Origin of the sequence: Streptococcus mitis (assembly GCF_013305725.1) — a bacterium.
Classification (GTDB): domain Bacteria; phylum Bacillota; class Bacilli; order Lactobacillales; family Streptococcaceae; genus Streptococcus; species Streptococcus mitis_BO.
This window is the reverse complement of sequence record NZ_CP047883.1, coordinates 2,029,209-2,048,920: the sequence shown is the minus strand read 5'-3', so window position 1 is coordinate 2,048,920 and position 19,712 is coordinate 2,029,209. Positions and strand designations below refer to the sequence as shown.

Genomic DNA, 19,712 nt, shown 5'->3' with positions numbered 1-19,712 from the left:
CACTTTTTCTTTTTTCTCCGAATAGTTTAAGTGAAGGCAATCTTCGACTTATATTATTTTCAAGGAGGAAGAATGAAAGTTTTACCATTCAAAGTAACAGAGACAAGGTTTTCTTTTAGAAAATCAGTTAAAAAGGTTGTTCCTTTTTTAGTAGTAGGATTGATGCTAGCAGCGGGTGATAGTGTATATGCCTATTCCGGAGGAAATAGATCAATTGCACGTGGGGATGATTATCCTGCTTATTATAAAAATGGGAGCCAGGAGATTGATAAGTGGCGGATGTATTCTCGTCAGTGTACTTCCTTTGCAGCCTTTCGTTTGAGTAATGTCAATGGTTTTGAGATTCCGGCAGCTTATGGAAATGCGAATGAATGGGGCTATCGTGCTCGTCGTGAAGGATATCGTGTAGACAATACACCAGCTATTGGCTCTATTGCTTGGTCTACTGCAGGAACTTATGGTCATGTTGCTTGGGTGTCAAATGTAATAGGAGATGAGATTGAGATTGAAGAATACAACTATGGAATAAGGGAATCTTACAATAAGCGTGTCGTGAAAGCCAATACCATGACTGGCTTTATTCATTTTAAAGATTTAGCTGGAGGCAGTGCAGGGAATAGTCAAACTTCAGTTTCCACAGGAGGAACACATTCTTTCAAGGCTAAGGCTGCTATCAAAAATCAGCCTCTAGTTAGCGCTACTACGATTGATTACTATTATGCTGGAGATAATGTTCATTATGATCAAGTTCTTGAAAAAGACGGATACAAGTGGTTGAGTTATACGGCTTATAATGGAAGCCGTCGTTATGTACAATTGGAGGCTGTGAATACAAATCCTCTTGATTCTCACGTTCTAAATGATTCTCGTATCTCTTCCACAGGAGGAACACATTTTTTTAAGGCTAAATCTGCTATCAAGACTCAGCCCCTAGCTAGCTCAACTACAATTGATTATTATTACTCTGGAGAGAACGTTCATTATGATCAGATTCTCGAAAAAGATGGATACAAATGGTTGAGTTATACTGCTTATAACGGAAGTCGTCGCTATGTTCAGTTGGAAGAAGTTTCGCACTCGGATGTTCACCAACCAGGAAATATCTCTAACAACAATACGGATAGTAGTTTGGCTATAAATTGGAAGAAAGTGAATGGTAGTTGGTATCATTTTAAATCCAATGGTTCTAAATCAACGGGATGGCTAAAAGATGGTTCTAACTGGTATTATTTGAAATCGTCAGGCGAAATGCAGACAGGCTGGTTACAGGAGAAAGGATTTTGGTATTATCTAGATGACTCAGGGGCAATGAAAACGGGCTGGTATCAAGTCTCTGGTAAGTGGTATTATTCTTACTCTTCAGGTGAGCTAGCTGTTAATACTATAGTGGACGGTTATACTGTAAATCATAACGGTGAATGGGTTTAATTTTAAGTAATTGAATCTGAACAGGAGAGAAATCTCCTGTTTTTTTTGTTTAAACTAGAGTTTTTATGAAGAGTTAAGATATCTGAATTGGATTCGAAACTATAATTTACTATAGAAAATGAAAGTGATGAAAAGAAAGAAAAAAGAAAGCTAGTAAAACATGCGTTACTTTCTTGAAGTTTTTTATAGCCTTGAAATACAACATATTAATAATAAAGTATATACAATATAACATATCTCTTGATTTCACTCAAAAAAAGGTTTATAATGTACATAAATATGATTCTCAAAAAGAGGTACACAAGATGAACAAAAAGAAAATGATTTTAACCAGTTTGGCTAGTGTGGCTGTTTTAGGTGCTACATTTGTTGCATCTCAACCGTCAGTTGTGAAAGCTGATGACAAACCTACAGCTGCTCAACCTACTGGAGAAACTAAGCCTACACCTGCGGCTGAAACACCAAAAACTGAGGTTGAAAAAGCCAAGGAAGCTGAAAAAGAAGCTAACGCTAAAGTTGATGAAGCTCAATCTAAAGTAGATAGAACAACTACTACAGCAACTGATGCAGCTACTAAACTTGAAACAGAGAAAAAAGAATCTGCTGAGGCTGATGCTGCAAAAACTAAAGCTGAAGAAGCTAAGAAAACAGCTGACGATGAATTAGCTAAAGCAAAAGAAGAAGCTGCTAAAGCTGACTCTAAAGCAAAAGAAGAAGCCGCAAAAGAAGAAGCTGCGGCAAAAGAAGAAGCCGAAGCTAAAGAAGCTTTAACTGAAGCTTTGAAACAAATTCCTGATAACGAATTGCTTGACAAAAAAGCAAAAGAAGAATTATTAAAGGCTGTTGAGTCTGGTGAATTAAATGCTTCTGATATTCTTGCTGAGTTAGCAGATGATGCTGAAAAAGCACAAGATACTAATCCAACAATTAAAACAGAAACTCCTGTATCTAAGGACAAGCTTCCTGAAGAGGTGCAAGCGGGAATTGAAGAAGGTGAAGCAGCGGATGCTGCTCGTCCTGAATCAGAAAAATTGCAAGATAAAGCTGATGATTTAACTGAAACAATTGAAAACTTAACGGATGATGCTGAGAAATTAAAAGCCGATGCTGAAAAGAAAGCTGAAACACTCAAAAAACAGGAAGATACTTTAAAAGAAGCAAAAGAAGCTCTTAAATCTGCTAAAGATAATGGCTTTGCTGAAGATATCACAGCACCGTTAGAAAAAGCTGTAAATGCGATTGAAAAAGAACGCGATACTGCCAAATCTGAATTTGACGAAGCTGATGAAAAAGTTCAAGATGCTACAGCTGAAATTCAAGATTTAACTGAAAAACGTGATAATCTTCTTGAAGAAGTAAAAAAAGCAGAAGCAAAAGAAGCTGCAGAACCAGCTAAACCAGCTGAAGAAACTCCAGAGGAAGAAGCTGAACCAACCGAAGCTGAAAAAGCTGCTAAAGCTAAAGCAGAGGCTGATGCTAAAGTTGCTGAATTAGAGAAGAAAGCTGCTGAAGAAGCTAAAAAAGTAGAAGAAGCTACAGCTAAAGCTAAAAAAGAAGCTGTTGATGTAACTGCTGCTGAGACTGCAAAAGCAGAAGCAGACAAAGCTAAAGCTGATGCAGAAGCTGAATTAGCTAAGGCTAAAGAAGAAGCAGCTAAAGCAAAATCTAAAGTTGAAGAAGAAGTTAAAAAAGAAGAAGACGCTAAAAAAGAAGAAGCAGCTAACTTAGAAGCTTTGAAAGGTGCTTTAGAGCAACTTGAAAAAAAAGCTGAAGATAAAGTCAACAAGGATGCTAGCATCAAGCCAGAAGATAAAGCGAAAGCTATCGAAGAAGCAAAAGCTGAAATCGGTAAAGAAGCTTTATTAAAAGCGATTGAAGATGGAGTTCTTACAGCTACTCAAGCTATAGATGAATTCCTCAACGATGCCAACACAAAAGATAAAGCTCCTGAAGCTTATAAAACTAAAGAATTAACTGCTGACGAAACTAAAAAAATTGAAGAAGCAGCTAAAAAAGAAGCTTCTAAACCAATTGTCAAAAAACTTACAGACATTGCTGATGATTTAGCTGAAAAAATTGAAAAATTAACTAAAGAAGCTGAGGAAGATAAGGCTGACGCTGCTGAAAAAGCTAAGGTAGTAGAAGAGAAAAATGCTACATTAGAGAAACAAAAAGAAACTTTAGAAAAAGCTAAAACTGCTCTTGAAACTGCTAAGAAATACAATGCGGATCAAACTATCCAAGATGGATTGCAAGATGCTGTAACTAAACTAGAAGTTTCAGTTGCTTCTGCTAAAGCAGCAGCTGATGAAGCTAAGGCCAATTTCGACGAAGTGAACGAAGCAGTTCAAGAGGATGACGATGCAATTGCCAAACTAACTGAGAATTACAACGCAACTTTAGGTTACATCGAAAACTTAAAAGAGGTTCCTAAGGGTGAAGAATCGAAAGACTTTAGTGGTGGTGTAAGTCCTAGTGATGCACCTTCTGATGATGCTAAACAACCTGACCAAGTTCCAAGTGCTCCTAACGCTCCTGAATTCAACGGTGGTGTGAATCCTAGTGACTCTCCTGCTGGGGATAATGGCTCTGATTTCAATGGTGGGGTAAATGATGCAACACCTCCTACTGTAGCTGATGCTCCTGAATATAGTGGAGGAGTTAATGCGGCTGATGCTCCTGTAGCTGAGGTAGCCCCTGAATTCACTGGAACTCTTGCAACCAATACACCTGTGAATGAAAATGGAGAAGCATTATTGCCTCCTGTAGCTGCGGTAGCTCAAGAATTCACTGGAACTCTTGCAACCAATACACCTGTGAATGAAAATGGAGAAGCATTATTGCCTCCTGTAGCTGAGGTAGCTTCAGAATTCAACAGTGGAGTTAATAGTTTAGAAGCAGCTGTTAATGAAGTTCCAGAATATAAAGGTGGTGCTAATTTTGTCTTAGCAGCTGTTAACGAAGTTCCAGAATATACAGGGCCTTTATCTACAAATGGTGAAGACGCTACAGTGAATAATGTTCCAGCGTATGCAGAGACAGGTGCCCCAGCGATTAGCGGAGTTCCAGCGTATGCAGAAACAGGCGGACCAGCAATTACTGAAGTCCCAGCGTATGCAGAGACAGGCGCCCCAGCAATTACTGAAGTCCCAGCGTATGCAGAGACAGGCGCCCCAGCAATTACTGAAGTCCCAGCGTATGCAGAGACAGGCGCCCCAGCAATTAACGAAGTTCCAGCGTATGCAGAAGTAGGCGCCCCAGCGATTACTGAAGTTCCAGAATATACTCTTACAACAGCAGGTACTAACAAGGATAATACTTATCAAGCACCAGCAGCAAAAGCAGAAGATAAAAAAGAACTTCCAAATACTGGTGGTAAAGATAATGTTGCAGTTGCATCATTAGGATTCCTTGGATTGTTCCTCGGTGCCCTTCCATTTGTGAAACGTAAGAACTAATTTATTTTCGTAGCTTGAAAGAGAGGGAATACCTTCCTTCTCTTTTTAATATTATCTTAGTTTCTATCAGGGAACTCTTCCCAATGGTATTTTTTGGTGCTTTCCTTTATAATGGGTGTATGGATAAGAAAAAATTATTATTGATTGATGGGTCTTCTGTTGCTTTTCGAGCGTTTTTTGCGCTCTATCAGCAGTTGGACCGTTTTAAGAATGCGGCTGGCTTGCATACCAATGCGATTTATGGCTTTCAGTTGATGTTGAGCCATTTGTTGGAGCGGGTTGAACCTAGTCATATTTTGGTGGCTTTTGATGCGGGAAAGACGACCTTCCGTACAGAGATGTATGCGGACTATAAGGGTGGTCGTGCTAAGACTCCTGATGAGTTTCGTGAGCAATTTCCCTTCATTCGTGAGTTGCTGGATCATATGGGGATTCGTCACTATGAGTTGGCTCAGTATGAGGCGGATGACATTATTGGGACGCTGGATAAGCTAGCAGAGCAGGATGGTTTTGATATTACCATTGTCAGTGGGGACAAGGATTTGATTCAACTGACGGATGAGCATACGGTGGTTGAGATTTCCAAGAAAGGTGTGGCTGAGTTTGAGGCCTTTACGCCAGAATATCTTATGGAAAAGATGGGCATTACACCGACTCAGTTTATCGATCTCAAGGCGCTCATGGGTGATAAGTCGGATAATATCCCTGGGGTGACCAAAATCGGTGAAAAGACAGGTATCAAGCTCTTGCTGGAGCATGGTTCGCTTGAGGGGATTTATGAAAACATCGATGGGATGAAGGCTTCTAAGATGAAGGAAAATCTCATCAATGATAAGGAACAGGCCTTTTTGTCTAAAACACTGGCGACCATTGATACCAAGGCACCGATTGAGATTGGTTTAGAGGATTTGGTCTATAGTGGTCCAGATGTTGAAAATCTTGGGAAATTCTACGATGAGATGGGATTCAAACAGTTCAAGCAGGCTTTAAATGTGTCGTCAGCTGATGTGGCTGAGAGTTTGGATTTTACTATTGTTGACCAAGTCACTCAAGATATGCTGAGTGAAGAGTCTATCTTCCATTTTGAGCTTTTTGGAGAGAATTACCATACGGATGATTTGGTTGGATTTGCCTGGTCTTGTGGCGATAAGCTCTATGCTACAGACAAGCTTGAGCTTTTGCAAGACCCGATTTTCAAGAATTTTTTAGAAAAAACACCTCTGAGAGTTTATGACTTCAAGAAAGCCAAAGTTCTCTTGCATCGTTTTGGTGTGGATTTGCAGGCGCCTGCTTTTGACAGTCGCTTGGCTAAATACCTCCTTTCGACTGTGGAGGACAATGAAATTGCGACCATCGCGAGTCTTTACGGTCAGACTTACTTGGTTGATGATGAAACTTTCTACGGTAAGGGTGTCAAGAAGGCCATTCCTGAACGTGAGAAATTCTTGGAGCACTTGGCTCGTAAGCTTGCTGTTTTGTTTGAGACTGCGCCTATTTTGCTTGAAAAACTCAGTGAAAATGGGCAATTAGAGCTTCTTTATGATATGGAACAACCTCTAGCTTTTGTCCTTGCCAAGATGGAAATTGCTGGGATTACGGTCAAGAAAGAGACCTTACTTGAGATGCAGGCTGAAAATGAGCTTGTCATTGAAAAACTGACTCAGGAGATTTACGAACTGGCTGGTGAGGAGTTTAATATCAACTCGCCTAAGCAGTTGGGCGTGCTTCTCTTTGAAAAATTGGGACTTCCTCTAGAATACACTAAGAAAACTAAGACAGGTTATTCGACAGCGGTGGATGTCTTGGAGCGCCTGGCTCCTATTGCTCCGATTGTTAAGAAAATCCTGGATTACCGTCAAATTGCTAAGATTCAATCGACTTATGTAATTGGATTGCAGGACTGGATTTTGGCTGATGGCAAGATTCATACTCGCTATGTGCAGGATTTGACCCAGACTGGACGTCTGTCTAGTGTGGATCCAAACTTGCAAAATATTCCTGTGCGTTTGGAGCAGGGCCGTCTCATTCGTAAGGCTTTTGTGCCTGAGTGGGAGGATAGTGTCCTTCTCAGCTCGGACTATTCACAGATTGAATTGCGTGTTTTGGCACATATCTCTAAAGACGAGCACTTGATTAAGGCCTTCCAAGAGGGAGCGGACATCCATACTTCGACAGCCATGCGGGTCTTTGGCATTGAGCGTCCTGAGGATGTGACTGCAAACGACCGTCGCAATGCCAAGGCTGTCAACTTTGGAGTGGTTTACGGGATTTCAGACTTTGGCTTGTCTAATAATTTGGGCATTAGCCGTAAGGAGGCCAAAGCCTATATTGATACCTACTTTGAACGATTCCCAGGTATTAAAAACTACATGGATGAAGTGGTGCGTGAGGCGCGTGATAAGGGCTATGTGGAGACCCTCTTTAAACGTCGTCGTGAGTTGCCAGATATCAATTCGCGCAACTTCAATATTCGTGGTTTTGCAGAGCGGACTGCTATCAACTCTCCTATTCAGGGATCGGCGGCAGATATTCTCAAGATTGCTATGATTCAGCTGGATAAAGCCTTGGTTGCAGGTGGTTATCAGACCAAGATGCTGTTACAAGTGCACGATGAAATCGTCCTTGAAGTTCCTAAATCTGAATTGGCAGAGATGAAAAAATTGGTCAAACAAACCATGGAAGAAGCCATTCAACTCAGTGTTCCCCTCATCGCAGATGAAAATGAAGGTGCAACCTGGTACGAGGCTAAATAAAAAGTTATGTAGAGTTTGAAGCACTTGTTTTCAAACTCTTTTTCATGTTTTTCTGTAAGCAGTTTCCTTGACATTTTTTTGGTTTTGCGCTATCATATGTCCATATAATATATGGGAGTCTGTGTACAGTCTGAGAGGAAGCGTTAAGCTTCGACCGCACCTGATCTGGGTAATGCCAGCGTAGGGAACGATACTTAGTCTAATCTTGACCTTTTCCATATATGGCAAAGGTTTTTCTTTTTATCAAAGGAAAACGAGAAGAGGAGGTTCTTATGAAAGCAAGCATCGCCTTGCAAATTTTACCCCTATCACAGGGGATTGATCGGATTGCTGTTATCGATCAAGTCATTGCTTATCTGCAAGCTCAAGAGGTGACTATGGTGGTGACACCATTTGAAACGGTCTTGGAAGGGGAGTTTGATGAACTCATGCGCATTCTAAAAGAAGCGCTGGAAGTGGCAGGGCAGGAGGCAGATAATGTCTTTTCTAATGTCAAAATAAATGTAGGAGAGATTTTAAGTATTGATGAGAAACTTGAAAAGTATACTGAGACGACACATTAGTCTATTGGGCTTTCTAGGAGTCTTGTCAATCTGGCAGTTAGCAGGTTTTCTTAAACTTCTCCCCAAGTTTATCCTGCCGACACCTCTTGAAATCCTCCAGTCTTTTGTGCGTGATAGAGAATTTCTCTGGCACCATAGCTGGGCGACCTTGAGAGTGGCTTTGCTAGGTCTAATTTTGGGAGTCTTGATTGCCTGTCTCATGGCTGTGCTCATGGATAGTTTGACTTGGCTCAATGACCTGATTTACCCTATGATGGTGGTCGTTCAGACCATTCCGACTATTGCCATAGCTCCTATCTTGGTCTTGTGGCTCGGTTATGGGATTTTGCCCAAGATTGTCTTGATTATCTTGACGACAACCTTTCCTATCATCGTCAGCATCTTGGACGGTTTTAGGCACTGTGACAAGGATATGCTGACCTTGTTTAGTCTGATGCGAGCCAAACCTTGGCAAATTCTTTGGCATTTTAAAATCCCAGTCAGTTTGCCTTACTTTTATGCAGGTCTGAGGGTCAGTGTCTCCTACGCTTTTATCACAACAGTAGTATCTGAGTGGTTGGGAGGCTTTGAAGGACTAGGTGTCTACATGATTCAGTCCAAGAAATTGTTTCAGTATGATACCATGTTCGCTATTATTATTCTGGTATCGATTATCAGCCTTCTTGGTATGAAATTGGTCGATGTCAGCGAGAAATATGTTATTAAATGGAAACGTTCGTAGAATTAGAATGTTTCGGAAAAAGAAAAGAGGAAATCAAAATGAAAAAAACATGGAAAGTGTTTTTAACTGTTTTAACAGCTCTTGTAGCTGTTGTGCTTGTGGCCTGTGGTCAAGGAACTGCTTCCAAGGACAACAAAGAAGCAGAACTTAAGAAGATTGACTTTATCCTAGACTGGACACCAAATACCAACCACACAGGGCTTTATGTGGCTAAGGAAAAAGGCTACTTCAAGGAAGCTGGGGTGGATGTTGATTTGAAATTGCCACCAGAAGAAAGTTCTTCTGACTTGGTTATTAACGGTAAGGCACCATTTGCAGTCTATTTCCAAGACTATATGGCTAAAAAATTGGAAAAAGGGGCAGGAATTACTGCCGTTGCAGCTATCGTAGAACACAATACATCAGGAATCATCTCTCGTAAATCTGACAATGTAGCTAGTCCAAAAGACTTGGTTGGTAAGAAATACGGAACTTGGAATGACCCAACTGAACTTGCTATGTTGAAAACCTTGGTAGAATCACAAGGTGGGGACTTTGAGAAGGTTGAAAAAGTACCAAATAACGACTCAAACTCAATTACACCGATTGCCAATGGAGTATTTGATACTGCATGGATCTACTACGGATGGGATGGTATCCTTGCCAAATCTCAAGGTGTAGATGCTAACTTTATGTACTTGAAAGACTACGTTAAAGAATTTGACTATTACTCACCAGTCATCATTGCTAACAACGACTACCTCAAAGACAACAAAGAAGAAGCACGTAAAGTCATCCAAGCTATCAAAAAAGGATACCAATATGCTATGGAGCATCCAGAGGAAGCAGCTGATATCCTCATCAAAAATGCACCTGAACTCAAGGAAAAACGTGACTTTGTCATCGAATCTCAAAAATACTTGTCAAAAGAATACGCAAGCGACAAGGAAAAATGGGGGCAATTTGATGCAGCTCGCTGGAATGCCTTCTACAAATGGGATAAAGAAAATGGTATCCTTAAAGAAGACTTGACAGACAAAGGCTTCACCAACGAATTTGTGAAATAATGACAGAAATAAGACTAGAACACGTCAGTTATGCCTACGGACAAGATAGGATTTTAGAGGATATCAATCTGAAAGTGACTTCAGGTGAAGTGGTTTCTATCCTAGGCCCAAGTGGTGTTGGTAAGACTACGCTTTTCAACTTAATTGCGGGGATTTTAGAAGTTCAGTCAGGGAGAATTGTCCTTGATGGTGAAGAAAATCCCAAGGGGCGCGTGAGTTATATGTTACAAAAGGATCTGCTCTTGGAGCACAAGACGGTGCTTGGTAATATCATTCTGCCCCTCTTGATTCAAAAGGTGGATAAGGCAGAAGCTATTGCTCGCGCAGATGAAATTCTTGCGACCTTCCAGTTGACAGCTGTAAGAGATAAATACCCTCATGAACTCAGTGGTGGGATGCGCCAGCGTGTAGCCTTACTCCGGACTTACCTTTTCGGGCACAAGCTCTTTCTCTTAGATGAGGCCTTTAGCGCCTTGGATGAGATAACCAAGATGGAACTCCATGCTTGGTATCTGGAGATTCACAAGCAGTTGCAATTGACGACCCTGATTATTACGCATAGTATTGAGGAGGCCCTCAATCTCAGCGACCGTATCTATATCTTGAAAAATCGCCCTGGGCAGATTGTTTCAGAAATTAAACTAGATTGGTCTGAAGATGAGGACAAGGAAGTTCAAAAAATTGCCTACAAACGTCAAATCTTGGCAGAATTAGGCTTAGATAAGTAGAAAAATAGGGAGTTGGTGAAGATTATCCTTTACCAGCGCCCTTTTTCTTTTAAAAATGAGAAAATTTCGGTATAATAGTCAAAGATAGTCAAGGTTTAAAGAGAGAGGTGGGTTTGTAATGAGATTTAAAAATACATCGGATCATATTGAGGCCTACATCAAGGCGATTTTAGATCAATCTGGAATTGTGGAGTTGCAACGGAGTCAGTTGGCAGATACTTTTCAGGTTGTTCCCAGTCAGATTAACTATGTGATCAAGACACGCTTTACGGAAAGTAGGGGCTACTTGGTTGAAAGTAAGCGTGGTGGCGGAGGCTATATTCGTATAGGACGGATTGAGTTTTCTAGTCATCATGAAATGCTCAAGGAGCTGCTTTACTCAATTGGTGAGCGGATCAGTCAAGAAATTTATGAGGATATTCTACAGCTTTTGGTTGAGCAGGAATTGATGAGCAAGCAGGAGATGAATTTGCTGGTAGCAGTAGCTTTGGATCGCGTTCTAGGAGAAGAAGCACCAGTCCTTCGAGCAAACATGCTACGACAGGTCATACAAGAGGTAGATAGAAAAGGGAAGTAAGATGAACTATTCAAAAGCGTTGAATGAATGTATCGAAAGTGCCTACATGGTTGCTGGCCATTTTGGAGCTCGTTATCTAGAGTCTTGGCATTTGTTGATTGCCATGTCCAATCACAGTTATAGTGTGGCAGGGGCGACTTTAAATGATTATCCATATGAGATGGACCGTTTAGAAGAGGTGGCTTTGGAACTGACTGAAACAGACTATAGCCAGGATGAAACTTTTACGGAATTGCCGTTTTCCCATCGTTTGCAGGTTCTTTTTGACGAAGCAGAGTATGTAGCGTCAGTGGTCCATGCTAAGGTGCTAGGGACAGAGCACCTCCTTTATGCGATTTTGCATGATGGCAATGCCTTGGCGACTCGTATCTTGGAGAGGGCTGGTTTTTCTTATGAAGACAAGAAAGATCAGGTCAAGATTGCTGCCCTTCGTCGAAATTTAGAAGAACGTGCAGGTTGGACTCGTGAAGACCTCAAGGCTTTACGTCAACGTCATCGTACAGTAGCTGACAAGCAAAATTCTATGGCCAATATGATGGGCATGCCGCAGACTCCGAGCGGTGGTCTCGAGGACTATACGCATGATTTGACAGAGCAAGCGCGTTCTGGCAAGTTAGAACCAGTCATCGGTCGGGACAAGGAAATCTCGCGTATGATTCAAATATTGAGTCGGAAGACAAAGAATAATCCTGTCTTGGTTGGAGATGCTGGTGTCGGGAAAACTGCTCTGGCGCTTGGTCTTGCCCAGCGAATTGCTAGTGGGGATGTACCTGTGGAAATGGCTAAGATGCGCGTGTTAGAGCTGGATTTGATGAATGTCGTTGCAGGGACACGTTTCCGTGGTGACTTTGAAGAACGCATGAACAATATCATCAAGGATATTGAGGAAGATGGGCAAGTCATCCTCTTTATCGATGAACTTCATACCATCATGGGTTCTGGGAGTGGAATTGATTCGACTCTGGATGCGGCCAATATCTTGAAACCAGCCTTGGCGCGTGGAACTTTGAGAACGGTTGGTGCGACCACTCAGGAAGAATACCAAAAACACATCGAAAAAGATGCGGCCCTTTCTCGTCGATTCGCCAAAGTGACGATCGAAGAGCCAAGTGTGGCCGACAGTATGGTCATTTTGCAAGGTTTGAAGGTGACTTATGAGAAACATCACCGTGTGCAAATCACAGATGAAGCGGTTGAAACAGCTGTCAAGATGGCCCATCGTTACTTGACTAGCCGTCACTTGCCAGATTCTGCTATTGACCTCTTAGATGAAGCAGCAGCAACAGTGCAAAATAAGGCTAAGCATGTAACAGCAGATGATTCTGGCTTAAGTCCAGCTGACAAGGCCTTGATGGATGGCAAGTGGAAACAGGCAGCCCAGCTAATCGCAAAAGAAGAGGAAGTGCCTGTCTATAAAGACTTGGTGACAGAGTCTGATATTTTGACTACCTTGAGTCGCTTGTCAGGTATTCCAGTCCAAAAACTGACCCAGACTGATGCTAAAAAATATCTGAATCTGGAAGCTGAATTGCACAAACGTGTCATCGGTCAAGATCAAGCAGTTTCAAGCATTAGCCGTGCCATTCGCCGCAACCAGTCAGGGATTCGCAGTCACAAGCGTCCGATTGGTTCCTTTATGTTCCTAGGGCCTACAGGTGTCGGTAAGACCGAATTGGCCAAGGCTCTGGCAGAAGTTCTTTTTGACGACGAATCAGCTCTTATCCGCTTTGATATGAGTGAGTATATGGAGAAATTCGCAGCCAGCCGTCTCAACGGAGCTCCTCCGGGTTATGTGGGTTATGAAGAAGGTGGGGAGTTGACCGAGAAAGTTCGCAACAAACCATACTCTGTTCTCCTCTTTGACGAGGTAGAGAAGGCCCACCCAGACATCTTTAATGTTCTCTTGCAGGTCTTGGATGATGGGGTCTTAACAGATAGCAAGGGGCGCAAGGTTGACTTTTCAAATACCATTATTATCATGACGTCAAACCTTGGTGCGACAGCCCTTCGTGATGACAAGACTGTCGGATTTGGAGCTAAGGACATTCGTTTTGACCAGGAAAATATGGAAAAACGCATGTTTGAAGAGCTGAAAAAAGCTTATAGGCCGGAGTTTATCAACCGTATTGATGAAAAGGTGGTCTTCCATAGCCTGTCTAGCGACCATATGCAGGAAGTGGTGAAAATTATGGTTAAACCTTTAGTGGCAAGTTTGGCTGAAAAAGGTATTGACTTGAAATTACAAGCTTCCGCACTGAAATTGTTGGCCAATCAAGGATATGACCCAGAGATGGGAGCTCGTCCACTTCGCAGAACCCTGCAAACAGAAGTGGAAGACAAGTTGGCAGAACTTCTTCTCAAGGGAGAATTAGAGGCAGGCAGCACACTTAAGATTGGTGTTAAAGCAGGCCAGTTAAAATTTGATATTGCATAAAAATGGAGAATCAAGAGCAATCTTGGTTCTCTTTTTCGCTACTTTTTTATAAAAAACAATAAAAAACTATTGACAAAACAAAAATATAGTTTATAATAAAAACATAGATAATAAAAATATCAAAAATCATAAAAAGGTAATGCGTTTATGAAAAAGAAAACAGCAGTGGTATTTGGAACCTTTGCTCCGCTTCATCAAGGACATATCGATCTAATCCAGCGAGCCAAACGGCAGTGTGACCAGGTCTGGGTTGTCGTTTCAGGTTATGAGGGCGACAGAGGGGAACAGGTAGGCTTAACGCTTCAAAAAAGATTCCGCTATATCCGAGAGGCCTTTCGTGATGACGAGTTGACCTCCGTTTGCAAGTTGGATGAGACTAATCTTCCCCGTTACCCTATGGGCTGGCAGGAGTGGTTGAATCAGATGTTTGCGGAGATTTCCTATGATGAAACCCAGCAAGAACTAATTTTCTTTGTGGGAGAAGCAGACTACCAGCAAGAATTATCAAATCATGGCTTTGAGACTGTCTTGAAAGAAAGAAAGTTTGGTATCTCAGCGACTATGATTCGAGAAAATCCAAGCAAATATTGGAAATATATCGCTCAACCCTTCCGTCGTCAGTTTACAAAGAAGGTGCTGATTATGGGAAGTGCCAGCAATGGGAAGACCACTCTGGCCAAGGATTTGGCAAGGTATTACGATGCGCCAGTCAGCCTGGAATACGCACGTGAGTACCAGATTAAAAACAATGTCCGCGACGATGAATTGACTCCAAAGGATTATTATTATCTCCTTTTGGGGCAGTATGATCAAACCTCTAAGTTAATCGACAGTAATGCCAATAGGGGATTGGTGATAGCAGACACCAACTCCTTAGTAACCAAGGGCTACTATGATTATTACATGGAGACCGAGGACCAAGGGGACTTATCAGGAGAAACCTTTGACAATCTCTTTGTCTCTATCTTGGCTAAGGAAAAATGGGACTTGATTCTCTTTGTGCAACCTGTCGGCTCCTATGTCAATGATGGGTTTAGAGATATGACCATGGCAGAAGACCATATTCGTCATAGTTTTTCCCAGCATTTGGACCAGATTAGGGAGGACTACTTAGCAAACATTCCACTAGTTTATCTAGCAGAAGATTATCTAGGAAATTATGAGGCAGCAAAAGTGGCTATTGATGCCATTTACCAAGCAGATTAGGAGAAAAATATGAAAAAACTAACTAAAAAAATCACACAATTTATCGAAAACTTTAAAAATGTCCATGCGGAAGCCCGCAAGATCGGTTTTGCAGGAATCATGAACCTGCTCTGGAAAGATCTCTTTGTCGGCCGTAGCCTCTTCCAGTGGTTGTATCTTATTGTCCTGTCAAGTGTTCCCTTGATCTTGGAATTCACGCAAAATACAGAAAGTCATGACTGGATGAGCTTGTTTGCATCTTGGACTGGGATTGTCTGTGTTATCTTGGTAGCAGAAGGGCGTGCAAGCAATTATCTCTTTGGGGCCATTAACTCTGCTATCTATTTGATTTTGGCTATGAATGCGACTTTTTATGGCGAAGTTTTGACGACCGTTTACTTCTTTGTCATGCAGCCGATTGGTCTCTATGCTTGGTTATCAAATCGTATCAATGACCAAGAAAAAGCAGAAGAATCCCACTTTGAAGCTAAGAAATTATCTGTTTTTGACTGGCTCAAGTACTTAGCCTTAACTGCTATCATCTGGATTAGTATGGGCTTAGCTTACCAAAGTATCCATAGTGCTCGCCCTTTCCGTGATAGTGTTACCGATGCGACCAATGGTGTCGGCCAGCTCTTGATGACACGTCTCTATCGTGAGCAATGGATTTTCTGGATTGCAACCAATCTCTTTAGTATCTACCTCTGGTGGGGTGAAAATATCCATATTCAAGGGATGTACTGGGTTTACACACTCAATAGTCTAGTAGGTTGGTACCAATGGACCAAGGCAGTTCGTAAGGAGGCATAAAATGACGGACACGATGATTCCAGCAGGGATGACGGAAAAAGAATATTTTGAAATTCATGCCAGTCAGGAGGAGTTTTTGGATTGGTACTACAAGCAGGAACTTCCTCAATACGAAAAACCAAGTGTGACGGTGGATATGGTAGCCTACTGCTTTGTCGAAGGAAAGATCAAGCTCTTATTAATTCGTCGCAAGGCTCATCCATATCAAAATTGTTTGGCCTTAGTTGGAGGATTTATGGACAAGGGCGAAGATGCTGCGCATGCCTGTCAGCGTGAGGTGAGAGAAGAAGTTAATCTCGATCTTCCTTTGGAAAAAATCGAGCAATTGATGACCGTATCGACCCCCGGCCGTGACCCACGGGGCTGGACAGTGACCATTGCCCACTTGGTTTATTTGCCTAGTCGTGCATTAGAACTTGTTCAAGCAGGAGACGATGCCAAGGATGTGGTTTTTGTAGATGTCGATTTTCAGACGGGCAAGTGCTTCTTAGAGGGAGTAGAGTTGGAGGAGCAAGCCTTCGCTTTTGACCATTATGCCATTATCCAAGAATCCATCAAACGAATCCAAGGCCGTCTCGACTGGAACCCAACCTTCCTCTATCTGCTAGAGGAGGAGTTCACTGTCTACGAAGGGACTGAACTGGTCAATCTCATCAACCCCGGTCGTCCAATCGTCAGCAATAACTTTCTCGTAAAATATGGCGAGTACGTAGAAGAGGTCGGGCTCAAACGAGTACCTAAAAAGAAACCAAGAAAAACCTATCGACTGAAATAAAAAACGAGGCCGGGACAAAGTTCCCGACCTCTTTATGTACCATCATGAAATGGTTTTGCTGTTGCGACTGTTTTTAGGGATGGCTATCTTTCTTAGAATTACTCAACAGGTGAGTAAAGAAGTCTTTGTATCGATACTTGAGATAGTTCTCATGTAAAAATAACAAAGCGATATAAACAATCAAAAAGATTGTAGTCAGATAAAACACATCAAATGCAGTTCGCGCATAGTAAGCGGCTGATTGATAAGAGCCAATTGCTCCCAAAATCAACCAAGGAAGATACTTATAATACTTATTTAGCATAAGAGTGCACCTCCTATATTCTATTTCAATGTTATTATATTTATTTGCAGTTAAAGTTGCAAGCGATTACACAAAAAACGAATTCAAATTTTTAATAAGAAAATCTCCTGTTTTTCTGTTTTATTACGAATAGAAGAGTAGGAGGAGTAAATGTATCTAAATTATTTAAGATTTTTAAAATAGTTTAGATAAATTGTTGACATATTCAAATTTGAATGTTACAATTATATTACAAAAAGATTTCTTTATATTTCTAAAACGTTACAAAGGAGTAGAAAAATGAAAAAGAAAACCTATATCAAATTGATGGCAGCAACTGTATTGGCTTCTACCTTGCTATTAGGAGCTTGTGGAAATAAAAAGGAAACAACTCAAGCAAGCAGTTCTGCTAAGACAAGCCAGTCATCAAGTTCTAAAGCAACTTCTTCTAACAAAGAAAGCAAGACTCAGAAGTCCTCAAGTTCAGCTTCATCTGAAAAGGCTAAGGCGTCTACTGATCAATCTTCAGCAACTGCAACGCCATCACAAGCGGCACCTGCACCAGAGCAAAGACAAGGTCAAGAAGTGGCTAGTCAACAAACTCCTGCTCAGACTCCTTCAACTCAACAAGCTCCTCAAGCCCAATCTAACCAATCAAGCTATGATCCTACAACTGACCGCAAACTTCAAGACAAACAAGCAGAGCAAAATAAACGCTACAAGGGTGTTTTAACCATGGTAGATGGTGATTTCTCAGCTGCAGCGGGCAATTGGAAGGGAGCAAATGGCGAAACCATCACAGTTTCATCAGGTGGTCAATTTACAGTAGAATCTTCTGATGGAAAGAAAGAAAATTACTCTATCAAAGGCTATTCTTATACTCTTGATGATGGTAAGTATAATGCCAAAATTGGTGGAGGAAAAATCATCCAAATTACAACAGGAGCGGATGGTAAGGTTTCCAGTGTTGCTTTGAGTCAATAATAATCCTCAGTATTTGAATTTTTACAATCAAAAACCCGTAACCTTTAAGAGAGTTACGGGTTTTAAACTTTTAAGCCTTATCCAACTGCAAGAGGGCTTCAATCTCTGCCAGAGTGCTAGCTTGTGAAATAGCTCCACGGAGTTTGGCTGCGCCAGATGTCCCCCGGAGGTAGTGAGGAGCGAGGCCGCGGAATTCACGAACGGCTACGTTTTCCCCTTTGAGGTTAATCAAACGTTTCAAGTGTTCATAGGCGATTTTCATCTTATCTTCAAAGGTCAAATCAGGTAGGATTTCTCCTGTTTCAAAGTAATGATTGATTTGGTTGAAGAGGTAAGGATTTCCCATGGCAGCGCGGCCAATCATGACTGCGTCAGCACCAACTTCTTCGATACGCTGTTTGGCTTCTTGGACAGTACGGATATCACCGTTGGCGATGAATGGAATCTTGGTCAAAGCTTGAGCGACCTTGTGAAGGGTCTCAAGGTCTGCATGACCTGTATACATTTGTTCGCGGGTACGGCCATGCATAGCAAGGGCAGAAACACCCGCAGCTTCAGCAGCGAGGGCATTTTCTACTGCCAGAGATGGATCCGCCCAGCCGGTACGCATTTTGACAGTAAGTGGGATATCAAGGACAGATTGGACCTTGTTGATGATCGAGTAAATCTTGTCTGGATCCTTGAGCCACATAGCACCAGCTTCGTTCTTCACGATTTTGTTAACTGGACAGCCCATGTTGATATCCACGATATCGGTCTTAGTGTTTTCTTGGATGAATTCTGCTGCGCGTGCTAGGCTGTCTTCATCACTTCCAAAAAGTTGGATAGAAACTGGGTTTTCTCCTTCATCAATATGAAGCATGTGCAGGGTTTTTTCGTTGTTGTATTGGATTCCCTTGTCAGAAACCATTTCCATGACAACGAGTCCAGCTCCGAGCTCTTTTGCTATGGTACGAAAGGCTGAGTTAGTCACACCAGCCATGGGTGCTAAAACGGTACGATTGGGAATCTCAACATTGCCAATCATAAAAGGTGTATTAAGATTTGTCACGAATGAGTTCCTCCAGGTCGTTTTCATCAAAGTTGTAAGTAGTTTGGCAGAATTGACAAGTGATTTCTGCTCCGTGGTCTTCCTCTTTCATTTCCTGTAGGTCTGAGCTTGGAAGGCTGGCAAGAGCGTTCATAAAGCGTTCATGGCTACAGTCACATTGGAAACGGATTTCTTCTTCAGAAAGACGCTTGTAGGCCTCGTCCCCGTAGATAGCCTTGAGGAGGGCTTCGATATGGTCTTCACTTTCGAGAAGGGTCGAGATAGCTGGCATTTCTTGGATGCGTTTCTCAAAACGGGCAATCTCTTCTTCCTTGGCTCCCGGCAAGACTTGGACTAGGAAACCGCCTGCAACCTTGACCTTGTCTTCCTCGTCCAAAAGGACATTGAGGCCGACTGCTGAAGGTGTTTGTTGGCTTTCAGTCAGGTAAAAGGCAAGGTCTTCACCAATTTCTCCAGAGATAAGGGGAGTCATAGAGTTGTAAGGATTTCCAGTACCGTAGTCTGTGATAACGAGGAATTGGCCATTGCCAACAAAAGGTCCGACTAGCACTTCACCAGTTGCAGTTTTTTTGATGTCAACACCAGGATTTTGAACATAGCCTTTGACGTTCCCCTTGGTATCTGCGACCGTGATAATGGCCCCTAGAGAGCTCGTTCCAAGAACTTTAACTGTTAGTTTAGTATTTCCTTTTTCATTGGCTGCGAGAATCTGGCTAGCGATAAGGGTTCGACCAAGCGCTACAGTTGAGCTAGCTTGGGTTTGGTGTTTTTCTTGAGCAGTGCGGACGGTTTCTGTGCTATCAAGGACAAAAGCACGAAAGGCTCCGCTTTCTGATATAGTTTTAATAATTTTATCCATAGCTACTATTTTAGCATAAAAATGCCCAAAGGGGGAGCCGTGTGTTTGTTGATTTTT

The 19,712-nt window shown here is 41.9% G+C and carries 16 protein-coding genes and 1 riboswitch; of the genes, 13 read left to right on the top strand and 3 right to left on the bottom strand.

The genetic code is table 11. The annotated features are described in order from the left end of the window. The first annotated feature begins 72 nt into the window (after window positions 1–72). The 12 genes from cbpD (at window position 73) to M594_RS09770 (ending at window position 16,478) form a co-directional block, all read left to right on the top strand. On the top strand, window positions 73–1,428 hold the full coding sequence (gene cbpD / locus M594_RS09825; RefSeq protein WP_173876698.1) for a choline binding-anchored murein hydrolase CbpD: 1,356 nt from the start codon (window positions 73–75) through the stop codon (window positions 1,426–1,428). Window positions 1,429–1,733: 305 nt separating this feature from the next. Further along, window positions 1,734–4,886 (top strand): SIALI-17 repeat-containing surface protein, encoded by a 3,153-nt coding sequence (locus tag M594_RS09820; RefSeq protein WP_173876697.1) that lies wholly within the window; start codon window positions 1,734–1,736, stop codon window positions 4,884–4,886. A 119-nt stretch (window positions 4,887–5,005) separates the two neighbouring features. Then, the gene (polA, locus tag M594_RS09815; protein WP_173876696.1) at window positions 5,006–7,639 is read left to right on the top strand and encodes a DNA polymerase I; all 2,634 of its coding nucleotides are present in this window, start codon (window positions 5,006–5,008) and stop codon (window positions 7,637–7,639) included. 101 nt (window positions 7,640–7,740) lie between these two features. Continuing rightward, window positions 7,741–7,843: riboswitch (TPP riboswitch) on the top strand. A 68-nt stretch (window positions 7,844–7,911) separates the two neighbouring features. Then, window positions 7,912–8,202 (top strand): thiamine-binding protein, encoded by a 291-nt coding sequence (locus M594_RS09810; RefSeq protein ID WP_173876695.1) that lies wholly within the window; start codon window positions 7,912–7,914, stop codon window positions 8,200–8,202. Continuing rightward, window positions 8,165–8,923 (top strand): ABC transporter permease, encoded by a 759-nt coding sequence (locus M594_RS09805; RefSeq protein ID WP_162199275.1) that lies wholly within the window; start codon window positions 8,165–8,167, stop codon window positions 8,921–8,923. The genes M594_RS09810 and M594_RS09805 overlap by 38 nt, the downstream gene beginning before the upstream one ends. Window positions 8,924–8,961: 38 nt before the next feature. Then, on the top strand, window positions 8,962–9,969 hold the full coding sequence (locus tag M594_RS09800; RefSeq protein ID WP_004255331.1) for an ABC transporter substrate-binding protein: 1,008 nt from the start codon (window positions 8,962–8,964) through the stop codon (window positions 9,967–9,969). Next, complete coding sequence (locus M594_RS09795) at window positions 9,969–10,697, top strand: ABC transporter ATP-binding protein (protein WP_173876694.1); 729 nt, start codon at window positions 9,969–9,971, stop codon at window positions 10,695–10,697. Before M594_RS09800 ends, M594_RS09795 begins: the two co-directional genes overlap by 1 nt. A gap of 118 nt (window positions 10,698–10,815) precedes the next feature. Then, window positions 10,816–11,274 (top strand): CtsR family transcriptional regulator, encoded by a 459-nt coding sequence (locus M594_RS09790; protein ID WP_173876693.1) that lies wholly within the window; start codon window positions 10,816–10,818, stop codon window positions 11,272–11,274. Between the two features lies 1 nt (window position 11,275). Next, window positions 11,276–13,708, top strand: coding sequence for an ATP-dependent Clp protease ATP-binding subunit (locus tag M594_RS09785; RefSeq protein ID WP_173876692.1), 2,433 nt, complete (start codon window positions 11,276–11,278; stop codon window positions 13,706–13,708). Window positions 13,709–13,855: 147 nt separating this feature from the next. Next, the gene (locus tag M594_RS09780; protein WP_173876691.1) at window positions 13,856–14,914 is read left to right on the top strand and encodes an AAA family ATPase; all 1,059 of its coding nucleotides are present in this window, start codon (window positions 13,856–13,858) and stop codon (window positions 14,912–14,914) included. Between the two features lie 9 nt (window positions 14,915–14,923). Continuing rightward, complete coding sequence (pnuC, locus tag M594_RS09775; protein ID WP_173876690.1) at window positions 14,924–15,703, top strand: nicotinamide riboside transporter PnuC; 780 nt, start codon at window positions 14,924–14,926, stop codon at window positions 15,701–15,703. Between the two features lies 1 nt (window position 15,704). Then, window positions 15,705–16,478: an NUDIX domain-containing protein gene (locus M594_RS09770; protein ID WP_173876689.1), complete on the top strand. Its 774-nt coding sequence runs from the start codon at window positions 15,705–15,707 to the stop codon at window positions 16,476–16,478. Between the two features lie 73 nt (window positions 16,479–16,551). Here the strand turns inward: M594_RS09770 and M594_RS09765 are convergent, their stop codons facing one another. Continuing rightward, window positions 16,552–16,782, bottom strand: a complete 231-nt coding sequence (locus tag M594_RS09765) for a hypothetical protein (protein WP_023947307.1) — start codon at window positions 16,780–16,782, stop codon at window positions 16,552–16,554. 279 nt (window positions 16,783–17,061) lie between these two features. On the opposite strand from M594_RS09765, the gene M594_RS09760 reads away from it, so the two are divergent. After that, on the top strand, window positions 17,062–17,745 hold the full coding sequence (locus tag M594_RS09760) for a hypothetical protein (protein ID WP_173876688.1): 684 nt from the start codon (window positions 17,062–17,064) through the stop codon (window positions 17,743–17,745). 70 nt (window positions 17,746–17,815) lie between these two features. Here the strand turns inward: M594_RS09760 and dusB are convergent, their stop codons facing one another. Next, window positions 17,816–18,796: a tRNA dihydrouridine synthase DusB gene (dusB, locus tag M594_RS09755; RefSeq protein ID WP_000183308.1), complete on the bottom strand. Its 981-nt coding sequence runs from the start codon at window positions 18,794–18,796 to the stop codon at window positions 17,816–17,818. Continuing rightward, window positions 18,783–19,655, bottom strand: a complete 873-nt coding sequence (hslO, locus tag M594_RS09750; protein WP_004235754.1) for an Hsp33 family molecular chaperone HslO — start codon at window positions 19,653–19,655, stop codon at window positions 18,783–18,785. Before hslO ends, dusB begins: the two co-directional genes overlap by 14 nt. Window positions 19,656–19,712: the final 57 nt, after the last annotated feature.

Coding starts and splice junctions, on each gene's coding strand:
- M594_RS09765 (WP_023947307.1), bottom strand. CDS start 16,782: ATGCTAAATAAGTATTATAAGTATCTTCCTTGGTTGATTTTGGGAGCA.
- M594_RS09805 (WP_162199275.1), top strand. CDS start 8,165: ATGAGAAACTTGAAAAGTATACTGAGACGACACATTAGTCTATTGGGC.
- M594_RS09795 (WP_173876694.1), top strand. CDS start 9,969: ATGACAGAAATAAGACTAGAACACGTCAGTTATGCCTACGGACAAGAT.
- M594_RS09780 (WP_173876691.1), top strand. CDS start 13,856: ATGAAAAAGAAAACAGCAGTGGTATTTGGAACCTTTGCTCCGCTTCAT.
- pnuC (WP_173876690.1), top strand. CDS start 14,924: ATGAAAAAACTAACTAAAAAAATCACACAATTTATCGAAAACTTTAAA.
- M594_RS09790 (WP_173876693.1), top strand. CDS start 10,816: ATGAGATTTAAAAATACATCGGATCATATTGAGGCCTACATCAAGGCG.
- M594_RS09760 (WP_173876688.1), top strand. CDS start 17,062: ATGAAAAAGAAAACCTATATCAAATTGATGGCAGCAACTGTATTGGCT.
- M594_RS09820 (WP_173876697.1), top strand. CDS start 1,734: ATGAACAAAAAGAAAATGATTTTAACCAGTTTGGCTAGTGTGGCTGTT.
- hslO (WP_004235754.1), bottom strand. CDS start 19,655: ATGGATAAAATTATTAAAACTATATCAGAAAGCGGAGCCTTTCGTGCT.
- M594_RS09800 (WP_004255331.1), top strand. CDS start 8,962: ATGAAAAAAACATGGAAAGTGTTTTTAACTGTTTTAACAGCTCTTGTA.
- M594_RS09785 (WP_173876692.1), top strand. CDS start 11,276: ATGAACTATTCAAAAGCGTTGAATGAATGTATCGAAAGTGCCTACATG.
- polA (WP_173876696.1), top strand. CDS start 5,006: ATGGATAAGAAAAAATTATTATTGATTGATGGGTCTTCTGTTGCTTTT.
- M594_RS09810 (WP_173876695.1), top strand. CDS start 7,912: ATGAAAGCAAGCATCGCCTTGCAAATTTTACCCCTATCACAGGGGATT.
- cbpD (WP_173876698.1), top strand. CDS start 73: ATGAAAGTTTTACCATTCAAAGTAACAGAGACAAGGTTTTCTTTTAGA.
- M594_RS09770 (WP_173876689.1), top strand. CDS start 15,705: ATGACGGACACGATGATTCCAGCAGGGATGACGGAAAAAGAATATTTT.